Source organism: Paraburkholderia tropica (genome assembly GCF_014171495.1).
In the GTDB taxonomy this organism is placed as follows: domain Bacteria; phylum Pseudomonadota; class Gammaproteobacteria; order Burkholderiales; family Burkholderiaceae; genus Paraburkholderia; species Paraburkholderia tropica.
Map to the genome: position 1 here is coordinate 657490 of NZ_CP049135.1, position 15875 is coordinate 673364.

General features: G+C 64.0%; 14 protein-coding genes. 4 read left to right on the forward strand and 10 right to left on the reverse strand.

The window, feature by feature from the left end; genetic code table 11:
- The first annotated feature begins 98 nt into the window (after positions 1–98).
- On the forward strand, positions 99–1127 hold the full coding sequence (gene adhP, locus G5S35_RS17815; RefSeq protein WP_074985900.1) for an alcohol dehydrogenase AdhP: 1029 nt from the start codon (positions 99–101) through the stop codon (positions 1125–1127).
- 124 nt (positions 1128–1251) lie between these two features.
- Here adhP and G5S35_RS17820 read toward each other — a convergent pair whose 3' ends face one another.
- The 4 genes from G5S35_RS17820 to G5S35_RS17835 all read right to left on the reverse strand — a co-directional run bounded on the left by G5S35_RS17820 (position 1252) and on the right by G5S35_RS17835 (position 4515).
- Positions 1252–1551: a putative quinol monooxygenase gene (locus G5S35_RS17820; protein ID WP_065065952.1), complete on the reverse strand. Its 300-nt coding sequence runs from the start codon at positions 1549–1551 to the stop codon at positions 1252–1254.
- Between the two features lie 62 nt (positions 1552–1613).
- Positions 1614–2708 (reverse strand): NADH:flavin oxidoreductase/NADH oxidase, encoded by a 1095-nt coding sequence (locus G5S35_RS17825; RefSeq protein ID WP_065065953.1) that lies wholly within the window; start codon positions 2706–2708, stop codon positions 1614–1616.
- A 280-nt stretch (positions 2709–2988) separates the two neighbouring features.
- Positions 2989–3672 carry a type 1 glutamine amidotransferase domain-containing protein gene (locus G5S35_RS17830; protein WP_074985898.1) on the reverse strand — a complete coding sequence of 228 codons (684 nt, stop codon included), beginning with the start codon at positions 3670–3672 and terminating at the stop codon, positions 2989–2991.
- Positions 3673–3912: 240 nt separating this feature from the next.
- Positions 3913–4515: a TetR/AcrR family transcriptional regulator gene (locus G5S35_RS17835; protein WP_065065955.1), complete on the reverse strand. Its 603-nt coding sequence runs from the start codon at positions 4513–4515 to the stop codon at positions 3913–3915.
- 184 nt (positions 4516–4699) lie between these two features.
- Between G5S35_RS17835 and G5S35_RS17840 the strand changes: the two genes are divergently transcribed.
- Positions 4700–5350, forward strand: coding sequence for an SGNH/GDSL hydrolase family protein (locus G5S35_RS17840; protein ID WP_074985896.1), 651 nt, complete (start codon positions 4700–4702; stop codon positions 5348–5350).
- Positions 5351–5480: 130 nt separating this feature from the next.
- On the opposite strand, the gene cyoD is transcribed toward G5S35_RS17840, so the two are convergent.
- The 5 genes from cyoD to G5S35_RS17865 form a co-directional block, all read right to left on the reverse strand.
- Positions 5481–5810, reverse strand: coding sequence for a cytochrome o ubiquinol oxidase subunit IV (cyoD, locus tag G5S35_RS17845; RefSeq protein WP_065065957.1), 330 nt, complete (start codon positions 5808–5810; stop codon positions 5481–5483).
- On the reverse strand, positions 5811–6422 hold the full coding sequence (gene cyoC, locus G5S35_RS17850) for a cytochrome o ubiquinol oxidase subunit III (protein WP_074985895.1): 612 nt from the start codon (positions 6420–6422) through the stop codon (positions 5811–5813). It abuts the gene before it with no gap.
- Positions 6422–8455, reverse strand: a complete 2034-nt coding sequence (gene cyoB, locus G5S35_RS17855; RefSeq protein ID WP_065065959.1) for a cytochrome o ubiquinol oxidase subunit I — start codon at positions 8453–8455, stop codon at positions 6422–6424. The genes cyoC and cyoB overlap by 1 nt, the downstream gene beginning before the upstream one ends.
- Positions 8456–8462: 7 nt before the next feature.
- Positions 8463–9350, reverse strand: coding sequence for a ubiquinol oxidase subunit II (gene cyoA, locus G5S35_RS17860; protein WP_065065976.1), 888 nt, complete (start codon positions 9348–9350; stop codon positions 8463–8465).
- A 356-nt stretch (positions 9351–9706) separates the two neighbouring features.
- Positions 9707–11278 carry an NADH-quinone oxidoreductase subunit M gene (locus tag G5S35_RS17865; RefSeq protein ID WP_074985893.1) on the reverse strand — a complete coding sequence of 524 codons (1572 nt, stop codon included), beginning with the start codon at positions 11276–11278 and terminating at the stop codon, positions 9707–9709.
- An 807-nt stretch (positions 11279–12085) separates the two neighbouring features.
- On the opposite strand from G5S35_RS17865, the gene G5S35_RS17870 reads away from it, so the two are divergent.
- Together G5S35_RS17870 and G5S35_RS17875 are read left to right on the forward strand one after the other, a co-directional pair.
- A complete protein-coding gene (locus G5S35_RS17870; protein ID WP_065065961.1) occupies positions 12086–12565 on the forward strand; it encodes a hypothetical protein in 480 nt (159 codons plus the stop codon).
- A 198-nt stretch (positions 12566–12763) separates the two neighbouring features.
- Positions 12764–14290, forward strand: a complete 1527-nt coding sequence (locus G5S35_RS17875) for an MFS transporter (protein ID WP_124261231.1) — start codon at positions 12764–12766, stop codon at positions 14288–14290.
- A gap of 106 nt (positions 14291–14396) precedes the next feature.
- Here G5S35_RS17875 and G5S35_RS17880 read toward each other — a convergent pair whose 3' ends face one another.
- Complete coding sequence (locus G5S35_RS17880; protein ID WP_074985889.1) at positions 14397–15764, reverse strand: sugar efflux transporter; 1368 nt, start codon at positions 15762–15764, stop codon at positions 14397–14399.
- Between the last annotated feature and the right edge of the window lie 111 nt (positions 15765–15875).

Here is a 15875-nt window from a genome sequence, read left to right on the forward strand (position 1 = left end):
ACGCGTGTTGAAAGTGGTGCATGCACCACGCATGCACCACTTTCGCGCTTTACGCCCCATCTTCATTTCCCATCTTCACCAGCAACAGGAGCCCGACGATGAGCAAGACAATGCAAGCCGCGGTAGTTCGCGCGTTCGGAAAACCACTCGTCATCGAAGAAGTGGCCATACCCGAACCCGGCCCCGGCGAACTCCTCGTGAAGATCGAAGCCTGCGGTGTCTGCCATACCGACCTGCACGCCGCGCACGGCGACTGGCCCGTGAAGCCGGAACCGCCCTTCATTCCGGGGCACGAAGGCGTGGGCTACGTCGTGGGCGTCGGCAGCGGCGTCAAGCACGTGAAGGAAGGCGACCGCGTGGGCATTCCGTGGCTCTACTCGGCCTGCGGTCATTGCGAGCATTGCCTCGGCGGCTGGGAAACGCTCTGCGAAACGCAGAAAAACACCGGCTATTCCGTCAACGGCGGCTTCGCGCAATACGCGAAAGCCGACGCCAATTACGTGGGCCTGCTGCCCAAGGGCGTCGATTTCATCGACGTCGCGCCGGTGCTCTGCGCGGGCGTCACGGTCTACAAGGGCCTCAAGGTCACCGACACGCGGCCCGGCAACTGGGTCGTCATCTCAGGCATCGGCGGCCTCGGCCACATGGCGGTGCAATACGCCCGCGCGATGGGGCTCAACGTGGCGGCGGTCGACGTCGACGACGCAAAGCTCGAACTCGCCAGGCGTCTCGGCGCCACCGTCACCGTCAACGCGAAAACCACCGACCCGGCGGCGTATCTGAAGAAGGAAATCGGCGGCGCGCACGGCGTGCTCGTCACGGCGGTGTCGCCCATCGCGTTCTCACAGGCACTCGGCATGGTCAGGCGCGGCGGCACGGTGTCGCTGAACGGCCTGCCGCCCGGCGACTTCCCGCTGCCCATCTTCGACATGGTGCTGAGCGGCGTCACCGTGCGCGGCTCGATCGTCGGTACGCGCCTCGACCTCGAGGAGTCGTTGATGTTCGCGCAGGAAGGCAAGGTCAAGGCCACCGTAAGCACCGACAAGCTCGAAAACATCAACGACATTTTCGCGCGCATGGAACGCGGCGCCATCGAAGGCCGCGTGGTGCTCGACTTCGCGAGCTAATCCGCACTCGCTTCATCGAAGCGTTCGCCAATAAAAAACGCCGGGCTCGAAAGCCCGGCGTTTTTTTATGCTACGCCGACGCCAAATCAGGCAGCACAATCAGGCAGCAAAATCAGGCGCACAATCAGGCCGCGATATCAACGCCCGTCAGCACCTTGACGTCCACGGGCTCGGCCAGCCACTCGCCGATTTGCGCGCGAAACGCCACGTAATGCGGGCTGTCGCGATGTGCCTGAATGGCCGCTTCATCCGCATAGGTTTCGTAGACGTGAAAGCCCGGCGTGCCGTCCGCGCGACGCAGCAGGTCGTAACGCAGATTGCCCGGCTCACGGCGCGAATGGACCACCATATTGCGCAGTACCGCTTCGAGGTCGGCAACGTGTTCGGCCTTCGGCGTAATGCTTGCAAAGATGTAGATGCTCATCGTTGTTTCCTGTCGTCAACGAAGTTTCCGATCGGCAACCTGCCGACCGGTGCGAGGCGCGCTCAGGCCTTGTAGCGTTCGAGCCAGTGCGCGTACGGTGCGGGCAGCGTCCACGCGGCGCGCTCGACGTTGAGCTGCTGCGCGGCGAAGTACGGCCAATGCGGGTTCGCGAGATGCGCGCGGCCCACCATCACGAGATCGAGCTGCTCCGAGGCGACCGAACGCTCGGCCAGTTCCGGCGTGCCGATGCCCCATGCCGACGACACCGGCAGACCGGTCGCTCGGCGCACCTTCTGCGCGATCGGTGCGAGGAACGCGGGCGCCCACGGAATCTGCGCCGTCGGCGTCGAGAAACCGACGCTCACGCTCAGCATGTCGAGGCCTTCGCGCTTGAAGTTCTTCGCGAGTTCGATCGACTCGGCGAGCGTCTGCTCGTCGCGGCCATCGTACTCGATCACGCCGAAACGCGCCGTCAGCGGCAGATGTTCCGGCCAGACCTTGCGAACCGCTGCGAGCGTTTCCAGCAGGAAACGGCTGCGGTTTTCGAGGCTGCCGCCATAGGCGTCGTCGCGCTGGTTCGAATGTTCCGAAAAGAAACTCTGACCCAGATAGCCGTGCGCGAAATGCAGTTCGAGCCATTCGAAGCCCGCGTCGAGCGCGCGCTTCGCGGCGGCGACGAAGTCCTCGCGCACACGCGCGATATCGTCGAGCGTCATCGCCTTCGGGACCTTCGGCAGATTCGCGCCGAACGGAATCGCCGACGGCGCGATGGTTTGCCAGCCGCGCGGATCGCCTTCGGGCAGATGATCGTCGCCTTCCCACGGACGGTTCGCGCTCGCCTTGCGGCCCGCGTGCGCGATCTGGATGCCCGGCACCGAGCCGGCCGCCTTGATCGCCTTCACGGTCGGCACGAACGCCTGGGCCTGCTCGTCATTCCAGATACCCGTGCAGCCCGGCGTGATGCGGCCTTCCGGCGACACCGCCGTGGCTTCGACGATCACGACGCCCGCGCCGCCGCGCGCAATCTGCGCGTAGTGAACGTGGTGCCAGTCGTTGATCACGCCGTCGTTGGCCATGTACTGGCACATCGGCGGCACGGCGATACGGTTGCGCAGCGATACGTCCTTGAGCTTGAACGGTTCGAACAATGCAGACATCAACAGCTCTCCTGTGTCGATCGGAGCGGCGCACACGCGCCGGGGTCCGGTCACATGAAAAATGGGTTCAGCCGAACGCGGATCGCAACGGATGCGATGGGCGCGGCGCTCACCCGCGATGAAACGGAAACGCGAAAACGCGAAATGGGGCTTTCGGCGGCACGCAGGTGGCACGCACGCGCCCCGCCGCGTCGCGCGCGGCACAAGGCGTTGCCGAAAGGAAAAGGTGTGTGAAAACACAGGCGGCGCGCAGAACGCCGGCGCCGCCTGCGTCAGCCGCTCATGAGCGCTTGAGCGCGGCGAGCAAGGCTTCGGCGACCGGCTCCGACGAAGCCGGGTTCTGGCCCGTGATGAGCAGCCCGTCGACCACGACGTGCGGCGCCCAGTCGGGGCCCTTGGTGTAGCGGCCGCCGTTGCGCTTGAGCATGTCCTCGACGAGGAACGGCACCACATCGGTCAGCCCCACGGCCGCTTCCTCGCTGTTCGAGAAACCGGCGACCGACTTGCCCGCCACGAGCGGCTTGCCGTCGGCGCCTTTCACGTGACGCAGCACGCCCGGCGCGTGGCACACGGCCGCGACCGGCTTGCCCGCCGCGAGCGTCTTTTCGATCAGCGCGATCGAGACCGGATCTTCGGCGAGATCCCACAGCGGGCCGTGGCCGCCCGGATAGAACACCGCGTCGAAGTCGCTCGCGTCGATATCGGCGAGACGCTGCGTATTGGCCAGCTCGGCCTTCGCGGCGGCGTCCGCGTTGAAGCGGCGCGTGGCGTCGGTCTGCGCGGACGGATCGCTGCTCTTCGGATCGAGCGGCGGCTGGCCGCCCTTGGGCGACGCGAGCGTGAGCTGCGCGCCGGCATCGCGCAGCGCGTAGTACGGCGCGGCGAATTCCTCGAGCCAGAAGCCCGTCTTCTTGCCCGTGTTGCCGAGGTCTTCGTGCGAAGTCAAAACGATCAGTACCTTCATCGGCGTTCCTTGTTCGGTGATGTCCGGGCGCTTGCGCGTCCGTTCGGAACCGGTCCATGTGTGCGCGTTGGTACGAAATCGGTATGCAAGCGGTGTGCAAGCGCGCGTTATTAGACCGGTCGTCTAGACCTTCGCCGCATGAAGCGGCCCTCTTTGCTGCGCCCGGCAAGCGGCGCTGTCTCTGTCTCTATGGATGGGGATTGCGACGCGGGCGCTACGATGACGCCGCTGCGCGTTCGATCACGTTGCGGGCGGCAGGTTCAACAAGGCGCGCGTGGTCGCCATGGCCGAATCGAGCGGGCTGCGGTCGCGGCGGATTTTTTCCATCAGCGTCGCGCCCAGCCAGAGTTCGTACAGCGTGCCCGCCGTGCCCGAGGCGTTGCGCACGCCTTCGAGCGAACCGTCCGCGAGTCCTTCTTCGATACACGCCGCGATGCGCCCGATGATCTCGTCGGTGCCGCGACGCAGGACCACGCGCATTGGCTCCGACAGGTCGCTGACTTCGGCGCCCAGCTTCACGGCGAGGCACTTGCCGTCGGGGCCGTCCGCGCACTGCATCGCGCGCCATTCCTCGAAATAACGCATCAGACGCTCGCGCGCCGTGCCGGGCGCGCGCACGAGTTGCGCCTCCAGGCGTTCCGCATATTCGGTGAAATAGAACGTCAGCAAAGCTTCGCCGAACGCCTCTTTCGAACCGAAATAATGATAGAACGACCCTTTGGGCACGCCGGCCGCCGCCAGGATCTCATTGAGACCGACGGCCGAAAAGCCCTTGCCCAGCAAAATGGGCATGGCGGTATCGAGGATGTGTTGCCGCACTTCCACGGCTGGCGCTGCATTCATGGGAGGGCATGTTACAGCCCGATTAGACCAGTCGTCTAGGCTTCTCCCGATCGTCAATGGGGTTTTTAGCGCAAGCTTTCGGCACACGTCTCGCCGTCCTGTCACGCAGTACTCTGACGCAGCCCGCCGCACGGCTGTTTCGTATCGGAAACTTTCACCCGCACTCATTCTGGAGCGTAGCCTCATGACCCCACGCACCCTGCTCTGCTACGGCGATTCCAACACGCACGGCACCAAGCCGCTCAATCTTCCCGGTGTGCTCGAACGATTCGCCCCCGCCGACCGCTGGCCCGGCGTGCTGGCCGAGACGCTGGGCAGCGGCTGGAAGATCGTCGAGGAAGGCCTGCCCGCGCGCACCACCGTCCACGACGACCCGATCGAGGGCCGCCACAAGAACGGCCTCGCGTATCTGCGGCCGTGCCTCGAAAGCCAGTTGCCCGTCGACGTAGTCGTGCTCATGCTCGGCACCAACGACCTCAAGACGCGCTTTTCGGTCACGCCCGCCGACATCGCCCATTCCGTCGACGTCCTGCTCGAAACCCTGGCCGCCTGCCGCGCGGGCCCGGGCGGCGCGACGCCGCACGTCCTGCTGATGGCGCCCGTACCGATCGACGAGGTCGGCTTTCTCGGCGCGATCTTCACGGGCGGCGCGGCGAAATCGCGGCTGCTCGCGCCGCTCTACGAGCGCGTGGCGGTCAAGCACGGCTCGGCGTTTCTCGACGCCGGCGAAGTCGCCACCGTCAGCGCGACCGACGGCATCCACTACGAGGCCGATCAGCATCACAAGCTCGGCTGCGCCGTCGCCGCGATCGTGCGCCAGCGCTTCGGCGCCTGAACACGCGAAAGCACGTCGGCATGCCGCAAAAGAAAAACGCCGCCGGGCGCAAGCCCAGGCGGCGTTTTGCTTGTTTGCGATCCGGCGCGAACGCCGGATGCGGATCAAGCCGATATCGCTGATTGAAAAATCAACGCGACATCATGTTCATGCTGACGTTGTGCATGACCCACAGCGTACCGACGACCACGATCAGGACCGTCAACACCGTGAAGCCAAATGCCGTCACGTTCCAGCGCTGGCCCGACGACGTGTTCATGTGCAGGAAGAACACGAGATGGACCACGATCTGCACCACAGCCAGCACGGCGAGGCCGAGCAGCGCGGTTTCACGCGGGAAGCCGCCGTGCAGCACGAGCCAGAACGAAGCGGCCGTGAGCACCACCGCCAGGACGAAACCTGCCACGTAGCTAGCTACGCTGCCATGGCTTTCTTCTTCATGGATGGAATGAGCACTCATTTAGATCACGCTCGCAAGATAAACAAAGGAGAACACGCAAATCCAGACGATGTCCAAGAAGTGCCAGAAGAGGCTCAGGCACGCGAGGCGGCGGATTTCGCGCTCGCCCAGCACCGGCGCCTTCACGGCTTGAACCATGAGGACGATCATCCAGATCATGCCCATCGTCACGTGGATACCGTGGGTGGCGACCAGCGTGAAGAACGACGACAGGAAGGCGCTGCGCTGCGGGCCGTTGCCCTCGGCGATCATGTGCGCGAACTCATGCAGTTCGAAGTACAGGAACGTCGCGCCCAACAGGAAGGTGATCGCCAGCCAGACCAGCACTTGACCCTTGCGCTGCTTGTGCGCGCCGATCATGGCGAAACCGTAGGTGATGGACGACAGCAGCAGCACTGCCGTTTCCATCGCCACGCCCTGGATGTCGAACAGATCCTTACCCGTCGGGCCGCCTGCGAACTGGTTCTGCATCACGGCGAACACTGCGAACAGCGAGCCGAACAGAATACAGTCGGTCATCAGGTACAGCCAGAAACCGAACACCGAGTGTGACGGCGGGTGATCGTGGTGATCGTGCTCCGCAAGTGCGGCCGCACCAGTTTTCGTCAACATCAGTTGGCCTCCAGTGCTTCTTCAACCTTGCCACCGCGCTGCTTGTCAGCAAACGCCTTGACCAGTGCGCGACTACGCGCTTCTTCGTCCGCCCGGACCTTGGCGGCCGGGATGTAATAGCCTTCGTTCTTCTGGAAGCTGTAAGCGATAGCCGTGCCGAGAATACCGACGAAGCCGACGATCATGAGCCACCAGATGTGCCAGATGCCAGCAAAGCCGAGCACCAGGCTGAAGAAACCGATGAACAGACCTGCGCTCGTGTTCGAGGGCATGTGGATATCGGTGTAATGCGTGTTCGCGACGTCCGGCGTTTCGCGGCCCATTTCCTTCAGGTGATGGAATTCATCGAGTTCCGACACGTTCGGGATAACCGGGAAGTTGTAGACCGGCGGCGGCGACGACATCGACCACTCCAGCGTACGGCCACCCCACGGATCGCCCGTCAGGTCGCGGTTTTCCGGCAGGTTGCGGTCGCGGATCGACACGTACAGCTGCATCAGCTGGTGAGCGATACCGATTGCCACGAGCACGGCGCCAACCCAGGCGATGACCATCCACGGATGCCATGCCGGATTGTCGTAGTGGTTCAGACGGCGGGTTGCGCCCATGAAGCCCAGCACGTACAGCGGCGTAAATGCAACGTAGAAGCCCACGAGCCAGAACCAGAACGCGCGCTTGCCCAGCTTTTCGTTCAGCTTGAAGCCGAACGCCTTCGGGAACCAGTAGTTGAAGCCGGCCAGGTAGCCGAACAGCACGCCGCCGATGATCACGTTGTGGAAGTGAGCAATCAGGAACAGCGAGTTGTGCAGCACGAAGTCCGCGCCCGGGATCGCCATCATCACGCCGGTCATGCCGCCGATGGTGAAGGTGACCATGAAGCCGAGCGTCCACAGCACCGGCGAGGTGAACTCGAGGCGACCGCGGTAGATCGTGAACAGCCAGTTGAAGATCTTCACGCCCGTCGGGATCGCGATGATCATCGTCATGATGCCGAAGAACGCATTGACGTCGGCGCCCGAACCCATCGTGAAGAAGTGATGCAGCCACACGAGGAACGAGAGCACCATGATCGAGCAGGTCGCGTAGACCATGGTGGTGTAACCGAACAGCGGCTTCTTCGCGTAGGTCGCAACGACTTCCGAGAAAATACCGAACGCCGGCAGGATCAGGATGTACACCTCGGGGTGACCCCAGGCCCAGATCAGGTTCAGGTACAGCATGGCGTTGCCGCCGCCGTCATTCGTGAAGAAGTGCGTGCCGACGTAACGGTCCAGGCCGAGCAGCGCGAGCGTGACGGTCAGGATCGGGAACGCGGCCATGATCAGCACGTTCGTGCACAGCGCCGTCCACGTGAACACCGGCATCTTCATCAGCGTCATGCCGGGGGCACGCATCTTGATGATGGTGACGAAGAAGTTCACGCCGGTCAGCAGCGTGCCGACACCCGAGATCTGCAGCGCCCACAGGTAGTAGTCGACCCCGACGCCTGGACTGTATGCCAGCTCCGAAAGCGGCGGATACGCGAGCCAGCCCGTCATGGCGAACTCACCGACGACCAGCGAGATCATCAGCAGGATCGCGCCAACGGCGGTCATCCAGAACGACAGCGAGTTCAGGAACGGGAACGCGACGTCGCGCGCACCGATCTGCAGCGGCACCACGATGTTCATCAGGCCAACCATGAAAGCCATGGCCATGAAGAAGATCATGATCACGCCGTGAGCCGTGAAGATCTGGTCGTAGTGGTGCGGCGGGAGGTAGCCCGGCGCGTTGTACGCCAGCGCGAGCTGGGTACGCATCATGATGGCGTCGGCGAAGCCGCGCAGCAGCATGATCAGGGCGAGCACGATGTACATCACGCCCAGACGCTTGTGGTCGACGCTCGTCAGCCACTCGGTCCACAGATATTTCCACTTACCGAGGTAAGTGACGCCACCGAGCACGAATGCGCCGATGATTGCCATCCCGATCATCGTGCCGAGAATAATCGGCTCGTGATACGGAATGGCGTCCAGTGTAAGTTTTCCGAACATGCTTGGATTACCCCTTGGTCACGCAGGACGGGTCACTGAAATTCGTGACGTGGCCGTTGTTGTACTTCGCGATGATGTTGTTGAAGAGCTTCGGATCCACCGTCGAGAAGTACTCAACAGGCGCCTTTTCGCTCGGCTGCGCGACCGTCGCGTACTGGTCCATCGAAAGCTGCGTCGAGGACGCCTTGACCTTCTGAACCCACGCGTCGAAGTCTTGCTGGCTCGTGGCGAGCGTGCGGAACTTCATGTCCGAGAAGCCCTTGCCGCTGAAGTTCGCCGACAGACCGGCGTAATCGCCAGCGTGATCGGCGATCAGGTGCAGACGGGTCTGCATGCCTGCCATCGCGTAGACCTGGGTGCCAAGCTGCGGGATGAAGAACGAGTTCATCACCGAATCCGACGTGATGCTGAAGTTCACCGGCGTGCCGACGGGCACGGCCAGCTGGTTCACCGTCGCGATGCCCAGATCCGGATAGATGAACAGCCACTTCCAGTCGAGCGCCACAACTTCGACGTTGATCGGCTTGACGTTCGATTCGAGCGGCTTGTACGGGTCGAGCTCGTGGGTGGTCTTCCACGTGAGCACGCCGAGAAACAGGATGATCAGTGTGGGGACCGTCCAGACGACGATTTCAATCGCCGTCGAGTGCGACCATTTCGGTGCGTAGGTGGCGTTGCGGTTGGAAGCGCGGTAGCGGTACGCGAACCACAGCGTCAGGATGATCACGGGGATCACCACGATCAGCATGGCCCAGGTGGAGGTCGCGATCAGCGACTTTTCCGCCATGCCCACGCTCCCTTTGGGGTCGAGGACTTCCATGTTGCAGCCGGAAAGACACATGGCCAATCCGGCGCTGACGGGAAGCAATAACCTTTGAAAGGTTGTTCTTTTCATCACGTTTGCCTGAATTTCATTCATTGAATAGTTCCGGGCACTACCCCTGACATCACGCAAAGGAAGCGCGACCGCATCATACAGCCGCTTTGATCAATAACAATCAATGAATGTTGAAAATGATCTTTGTCAAAACAAAAGTGAGACACTTTGTCACATGTGTTCGCGAGGTTCGTCGCGCCTCATCAACACACGCACGTCATGCCCTGCCCTTATTCCAACGCAGACTCGCCGCGGCTTTTTTCCCGAATCTTGCAATTCGGAAACTCTTGAACGTACACGCGCGCCGTGCCGCGAACACTCGCGGGACGGCGCGCGCGTGCGTCGTCATTCTTTAACTACAGTGAACGTGCTGCTTACGTCGGCGAACGCTCGGTCAGCGAAACCGCACGCACGTCCGCACCGGCCGAACCGGCGCGCACGGCATCCGTGTTGGCGTTCGCGGCTTCGTCGGTCGGCTGCTTGGTGCGGCCGGCCTGAGCGACGAGGTTCGCGGCCGAGAGCTCGATCGCGTCGGTCATGGGCTTCGGATAGATGCCCACCGCCAGCACCAGTGCGGCGAGCGACGCGAAGATCAGCGTTTCGCGGCGGCCAATGTCAGCCAGCTTCGCGACGCTCTTGTTCGCCACCGCGCCGAAGATCACGCGCTTGTACATCCACAGCGTGTACGCGGCGCTGAGCACGACCGTGGTCGTGGCGATCGCACCGATCCAGAAGTTCACGCGGATCGCGCCCATGATGACCATGAACTCGCCCACGAAGCCCGAGGTGCCCGGCAGGCCGACGTTGGCCATGCAGAACAGCATCATGAACGTCGCGTAGCGCGGCATCACGTTGACCACGCCGCCGTAAGCCGCGATCGTGCGCGTCTTGGTACGGTCGAACAGCACGCCAACCGACAGCAGCAGCGCGCCCGAGACGAAGCCGTACGAAATCATCTGAACGATCGCGCCTTCGGTGCCGATCTGGTTGAAGAGGAACAGGCCCAGCGTGACGAGACCCATGTGGGCGACCGTCGAGTACGCGAGCAGTTTGGTCATGTCGGTCTGCGCGAGCGCGAGCAGGCTCGAGTACACCACCGCCACCAGCGACAGCGTGATGATCACGGGCGCGAAGAAGTGCGCGGCGTCCGGCGTGATCGGCAGCGTGAAGCGCAGGAAGCCGTAGCCGCCGAGCTTGAGCATGGCCATCAGCACGGTCGCGCCGGTGGGCGCTTCGAGGTGGACGTCGGGCAGCCAGGTGTGGAACGGCCACATCGGCACCTTGACCGCGAAGGCCGCGAAGAAGCCGATGAACACCAGCACCTGCGGGACGAAGCCGAGCGTGAGGTTATGCCACGCCGACATGTCGAAGGTGTGCGACTGGCTGTAGAGATACAGCATCGACAGCAGCATCAGCAGCGAGCCGCCGAACGAGAAGAAGAAGAACTTGACCGCGGCGTACGTGCGGCGGGCGTGGCCCCACGTGCCGATCAGCAGGTACAGCGGGATCAGCGTGGCTTCGAAGAACACGAAGAACAGCATGCCGTCCGTGGCCGCAAAGGTACCGACCATCAGGCCCGAGAGGATCAGGAACGCGCCGAAGTACTGGGCGACGCGCACGGTGATCGACTCCCACGAGGCGATCACGATCACCAGCGTCGTGAACGCGGTAAGCACGACGAGCCACATCGAAATGCCATCGATCCCCAGACGCCACGCCACGCCGAACTCGGGCAGCCAGTTGCGGAATTCGACGAACTGCATGCCGGCTTCGTGGTTGTCGAAGCCGCTGATGAGCGGCAGCGTCAGCAGCAGACCGACGATGGAGCCGATCAGCGAAAGCCAGCGCGCGCGCTGCGGATGACGGTCCGACCCCAGACGCAGCACAGCCACGCCGAACAGGATGGGAATCCAGATCGCCAGACTCAGAAATGGAACGGATTGCATTTCAACAGGACCTTAAAAATGCGGAGCAAATAGCTTCGACAGCGCGCCGCCCGGGCGCAAGCAATTTGAAAGATTGACGCGGGGTGAAAATCGAACCGGGCTGGCTGTAATGTCTTTGTCAGCTGAGCGGCGAAATGCAACACACGTTCAAGGGTTAACGAGGGTAATCGGAATACGGAACTTTTGCAGCGCAACAATGCGAGCCGGATCGAAGATTGATGCAAGTCATTGTTTTTATTCGAAATTATACTACGAAGAAAAACGACAAAACGGCCTCTGAAGCCCGCTTTTTACTCCGAAATCACCTGTTTCGACCTCGCAAGCCCCACCTGGCGCGGCATGCTGTCGCGCAGCGAGGGCTGAATAATACATTACTTGTATCTTTCGCTTCAATTACTTAGACAGCGAGAGCGGTCCACCGCGAGCGTCGAAAAGACGTTCCGGCCCCATCTTGCGACCGTTTGCGCAGCGCAAAAAAAAGCCCCTGCCGTATGCGGGCAGGGGCCAAACTCTCACGATGCGCCAGCGACGCTGGAACACGCATGGGCGCACTGTAGCGGGTTGCGGACCCCGAATTAAGCGGGCCGCCTGGAAGAGTCCTTTCCGCCCAGCCGAAACGGCGCCACGCCCCGACGAACGCCGCGGTCCGGTTCATCCTCCTCCCGCCATGCGCATTAAATATCAAATGAGAATCATTTGCATTTGATAAAAAATTGCCGCATCATGGAGCCCATGCCGGCGAGACCGGCACCGAATCATGTGAGCGCGGAGCGTCCGCGCCACGCTTGACCGTTCGCCGGAGGCTCCATGAACTACACCGCCCCGTTTACGAGAAACGACACCCTGATCGACGACACCTTCGTCCATCATCCCGACAGCGCCGAGCAAACCGTGCTGCGCGCCGTGCGCACCTGGCTGCGTCCGCATTGCGACGCCTACGCCAAGGACGAAAACTGGCGCGGCGTGCTGGCCGACGCCGGTATCGCCGTCGATGGCATCGGCCACTTCGATCTGCTGATGGGTACGCTGTGCCGCGCGTCGTGCCGCCCGCTCGACACGCGCTGCCGCTGCGCCTCGGAGCTGGCCAAGGACGAAGGCTCGCTCCTGCAGGTGATCGCGCTGCTGCAATCGACGCGCAGCGAAGCCGCCGTGCAGCTGCTCAACGACTGGCTGCCGACGCCGAGCGTGAGCGGCATGCTCAAGACCGCGCGCTGGTTCGCCATCGCGCTGCTCGACGCCGGCGTGCAACTGAGCGACCGCGCGCGCCGCGTGACCTATATGCACTGATTCTGTGCGCTGACTGGCTCCCTGCCACGCCAGTCGTCATGCCCGCGACGCGTCCGGCCCGGACACCGGCCTCGCAAGGCATGAGCTCATAACCAAAAACGATTTGGGCGAGCGCGCCGTCGCCGGTAGCATCTGCGCCTTCGACCGGCATTGCGCCGCCCGCAGTTTTCGTTGCTCCTCGTTGCCGCCCCGCCTCGCATGTCCGTCTCGTCCGCTTCCGCCCCCGCATCCGCCCCCGCTTCGGCTTCCTCTTCGTCCCACGCCGGCCGTCCGCTCATCCGCAGCGCCGCCGACGTCTCGCGGCTCGTCAACGCGGGCGGCGCGCCCGGCAGCAACGCACGCATCGTCGTCGCGATCGCGCTGGGCGGCGTGTTCCTCGACGCCTACGACCTGGGCGCCCTCGCCTTCGGCCTCAAGGACGTCGCGCGCGAATTCTCACTGACGCCCGCCGGCACCGGCTTCGTGGCCTCGGCGATCACCTTCGGCGCAATCGTCGGCGCGTTCCTCGGCGGCTTCCTGACCGACCGCATCGGCCGCTACCGCGTGTTCATGGCCGACATGTTCTTCTTCGTGGTCGCGGCGATCGCCTGCGCGCTCGCGCCCAACGCATGGGTGCTGGGCGGCGCGCGCTTCGTGATGGGCCTCGGCGTGGGCATCGACCTCCCGGTGGCGATGGCCTTCCTCGCTGAGTTCTCGCGCCTCGCCGGACGCGGCAACAAAGCCGCGCGTGTGGCGATGTGGTGCCCCGTCTGGTATGCGGCGATCAGCGTCTCGTATCTGCTCGTGCTCGCGCTGTACTCGACGCTGCCCGCCTCGCACTCGCACCTGCTGTGGCGCCTGACGCTCGGTTTCGGCGCGGTGCCTGCGCTCGTCATCATCGCGATTCGCAGCCGCTATATCAGCGAGTCGCCGGTGTGGGCCGCGAACCAGGGCGATCTCGCCGATGCCGCGCGCATCCTCAAACGCTCCTACGGCATCGACGCCGAAGTCGCGCCGGAAGCACGTCAGGCGGCCGCCGCGAAACCCGCACGCGTGGCGTCGTGGAAGAACTACGGCGCGCTGATGCGCGGCGTCTACGCGCGACGCACGGCGCTCGCGACCGTGATCGGCGTGGCCTCCTCGTTCGCGTACAACGCGGTCGCGTTCGGCCTGCCCGTGATCATCTCGAGCTTCCTCGCGCAGTCGATGCTCACCACCATCCTCGCCTCGCTCGCGCTCAACCTGGGTTTTGCGTTCGTCGGTGGCCTGATCGCCGTGCGCACGGTGCCGCGCTTCGGCGCGTGGAAGATGACGGTCTGGGGCTACACGATCCAGTTCTGCGCGCTCGTGGGCCTCGCGATCGTCGGCAAGCCGTCGACGACGCCGGAAGTCGTGAGCGCCGTCGCGATGCTCGCCGCCTTCCTGTTCGGCCAGGGCATCGGGCCTGGCTCGCACAGCATGACGTTCGCCTCGCTCGGCTACCCGACGTCGCTGCGCGGCGTGGGCGTCGGCCTGAACCAGACGCTGATGCGCGCAAGCTCGACGGTGTCGCTGTTCCTGTTCCCCGTGCTCGCCGCCGCGCTCAGCACGCGCGTGTTCTGGATCATCGCCATCGCGCCGCTCGCCGGTCTCGCGGCGCTGCTCGCGGTGCGCTGGGAACCGTCGGGCTACGATGTCGACGCCGAAGATTTCGCCGATGAAACCGGCAGCACGAACGCAATTCGCCTGACGGAAACCGCACAGTAACGCCACGCGGGAAGATTCAGGCAGCGGCGCGTCGATCGCGCCGCTTTGCCTTGGTGAAAAATTGATTCGGATGCCTGATCAATCAGCCGGATAACCGCGACGCCGCTCAGTCGCGACGCGTACGCGACGCCACGCGCTCGCGCACGAACCGGCGCAGCGCGCGCGACATCTTCGGATATTGCTCGCCCGGCACCGCGAACAGCACGAGCGCGCACAGCGCCAGCACACCGCAGAACAGGAACGTGCCGCGATAACCGAAGGCCTGCACGAGCAAGCCCGACAGCACGCCGGAAAGAATCGAACCGAGCCGCGACGCATTGAAGAACAGCGCCGTCGCGCGCCCCGGCGACTCGGGCATCAGATCCTGCACGTAGGTCATGCCGAGGCACGACGTCACGGCCACCACGAATGCGTTGAGAATCTGCATCGGGATGAGCGAATGCACACCGGGCGCCGCCGCCATCGACGCGAAGTACACCGCGTGCACGACCGCACACGCCGCGAGCCAGTTCGGCTTGTTGAGCTTCGAGGCCTTCGCGCCGAGCGCGAGCATCATCGGGATTTCCATGAACGCGCCGAGACCGAGCATGATCGAAACGTCGATGCGCGTGCCGTCCAGCCCATGGACGATGTAGAGCGGCAGCACGATCATCGTCGCGTTGGCCGCGAGGCCGATGAGCGTGAGCGCCACGACGGCGCGCATGATGTCTTTTTGCGTGGCTTCGGGCGCGTCTGCGCGCACGCGCTGCTTCACGGCGGGCTGCACTTCCGCCTGCGTGAGCGGCTGCCCTTCGTACGGCGCGATCGCCTCCTCGGCGATTTCCTGGGCGACTTCCTGCGCCCTGGGACGCGTCATCAGATGTTGGGTGGCGTGCTCGTCGGCGCGCGGCTCGCGCATGCGCCAGACGATGAAGCCGCACGCCGCGAAGCTCGCCGCCGCGAACAGAAAGAGGCCGTAGAAGCTCGTGGCCGCCAGCACCAGCGCGCCGACCGCCGGGCCGAACACCCACGCCGCCGAGAGAATCGTGCGCAGCGTCGCGCTGGCGAAAGTGCGTTCGGCATCGTCCGCGCAGGGCAGCGCCGCGCGGCTGAACGAGAACACCAGCGACAGCGCGCAGCCGCCCGCGCCGATGAACGCGATGCCGACCACGAGCAGCAGCCGGTAGTCGCGCACGATGCACAGGGAGATATAGCCGAGCGTGGCCGCGCATAGCGAGGCGAGCAACAGCGGCCGATGCTTGCCGGTGGCGTCGCTCCAGCGGCCCGCCGCCGTGCTGGCGATCACGCCGCTCATGGCGATCGTCGTCATGAACAGGCCGAGCCGCAGCGGCGTCATACCCGCGCGCTCGACGCCGAATAGCGAGAGATAGGGCGCGGTGAACGACATCGCCACGCCGAGCATCAGGGTGGCGCCGGCAAGCGGCAGGAAACCGGGGATATGCAGAAGACCGACAAAGCGCGAGTTTTTGAGCACGGCGCGACGGGTAGTGGCGAGGGGAAGGCCGCGACGCTTGGGGTGCGTCGTCAGGCGTATCGACTGCGATTATCGGGTGGAACGGTGGAAGCGTGCAACTTTCGTGTTACC

What these genes read in the sequence shown, in the direction of transcription:
- adhP (WP_074985900.1), top strand. Translation starts at nt 99, where the DNA reads ATGAGCAAGACAATGCAAGCCGCGGTAGTTCGCGCGTTCGGAAAACCA.
- G5S35_RS17820 (WP_065065952.1), bottom strand. Translation starts at nt 1,551, where the DNA reads ATGAGCATCTACATCTTTGCAAGCATTACGCCGAAGGCCGAACACGTT.
- G5S35_RS17825 (WP_065065953.1), bottom strand. Translation starts at nt 2,708, where the DNA reads ATGTCTGCATTGTTCGAACCGTTCAAGCTCAAGGACGTATCGCTGCGC.
- G5S35_RS17830 (WP_074985898.1), bottom strand. Translation starts at nt 3,672, where the DNA reads ATGAAGGTACTGATCGTTTTGACTTCGCACGAAGACCTCGGCAACACG.
- G5S35_RS17835 (WP_065065955.1), bottom strand. Translation starts at nt 4,515, where the DNA reads ATGAATGCAGCGCCAGCCGTGGAAGTGCGGCAACACATCCTCGATACC.
- G5S35_RS17840 (WP_074985896.1), top strand. Translation starts at nt 4,700, where the DNA reads ATGACCCCACGCACCCTGCTCTGCTACGGCGATTCCAACACGCACGGC.
- cyoD (WP_065065957.1), bottom strand. Translation starts at nt 5,810, where the DNA reads ATGAGTGCTCATTCCATCCATGAAGAAGAAAGCCATGGCAGCGTAGCT.
- cyoC (WP_074985895.1), bottom strand. Translation starts at nt 6,422, where the DNA reads ATGTTGACGAAAACTGGTGCGGCCGCACTTGCGGAGCACGATCACCAC.
- cyoB (WP_065065959.1), bottom strand. Translation starts at nt 8,455, where the DNA reads ATGTTCGGAAAACTTACACTGGACGCCATTCCGTATCACGAGCCGATT.
- cyoA (WP_065065976.1), bottom strand. Translation starts at nt 9,350, where the DNA reads ATGAAAAGAACAACCTTTCAAAGGTTATTGCTTCCCGTCAGCGCCGGA.
- G5S35_RS17865 (WP_074985893.1), bottom strand. Translation starts at nt 11,278, where the DNA reads ATGCAATCCGTTCCATTTCTGAGTCTGGCGATCTGGATTCCCATCCTG.
- G5S35_RS17870 (WP_065065961.1), top strand. Translation starts at nt 12,086, where the DNA reads ATGAACTACACCGCCCCGTTTACGAGAAACGACACCCTGATCGACGAC.
- G5S35_RS17875 (WP_124261231.1), top strand. Translation starts at nt 12,764, where the DNA reads ATGTCCGTCTCGTCCGCTTCCGCCCCCGCATCCGCCCCCGCTTCGGCT.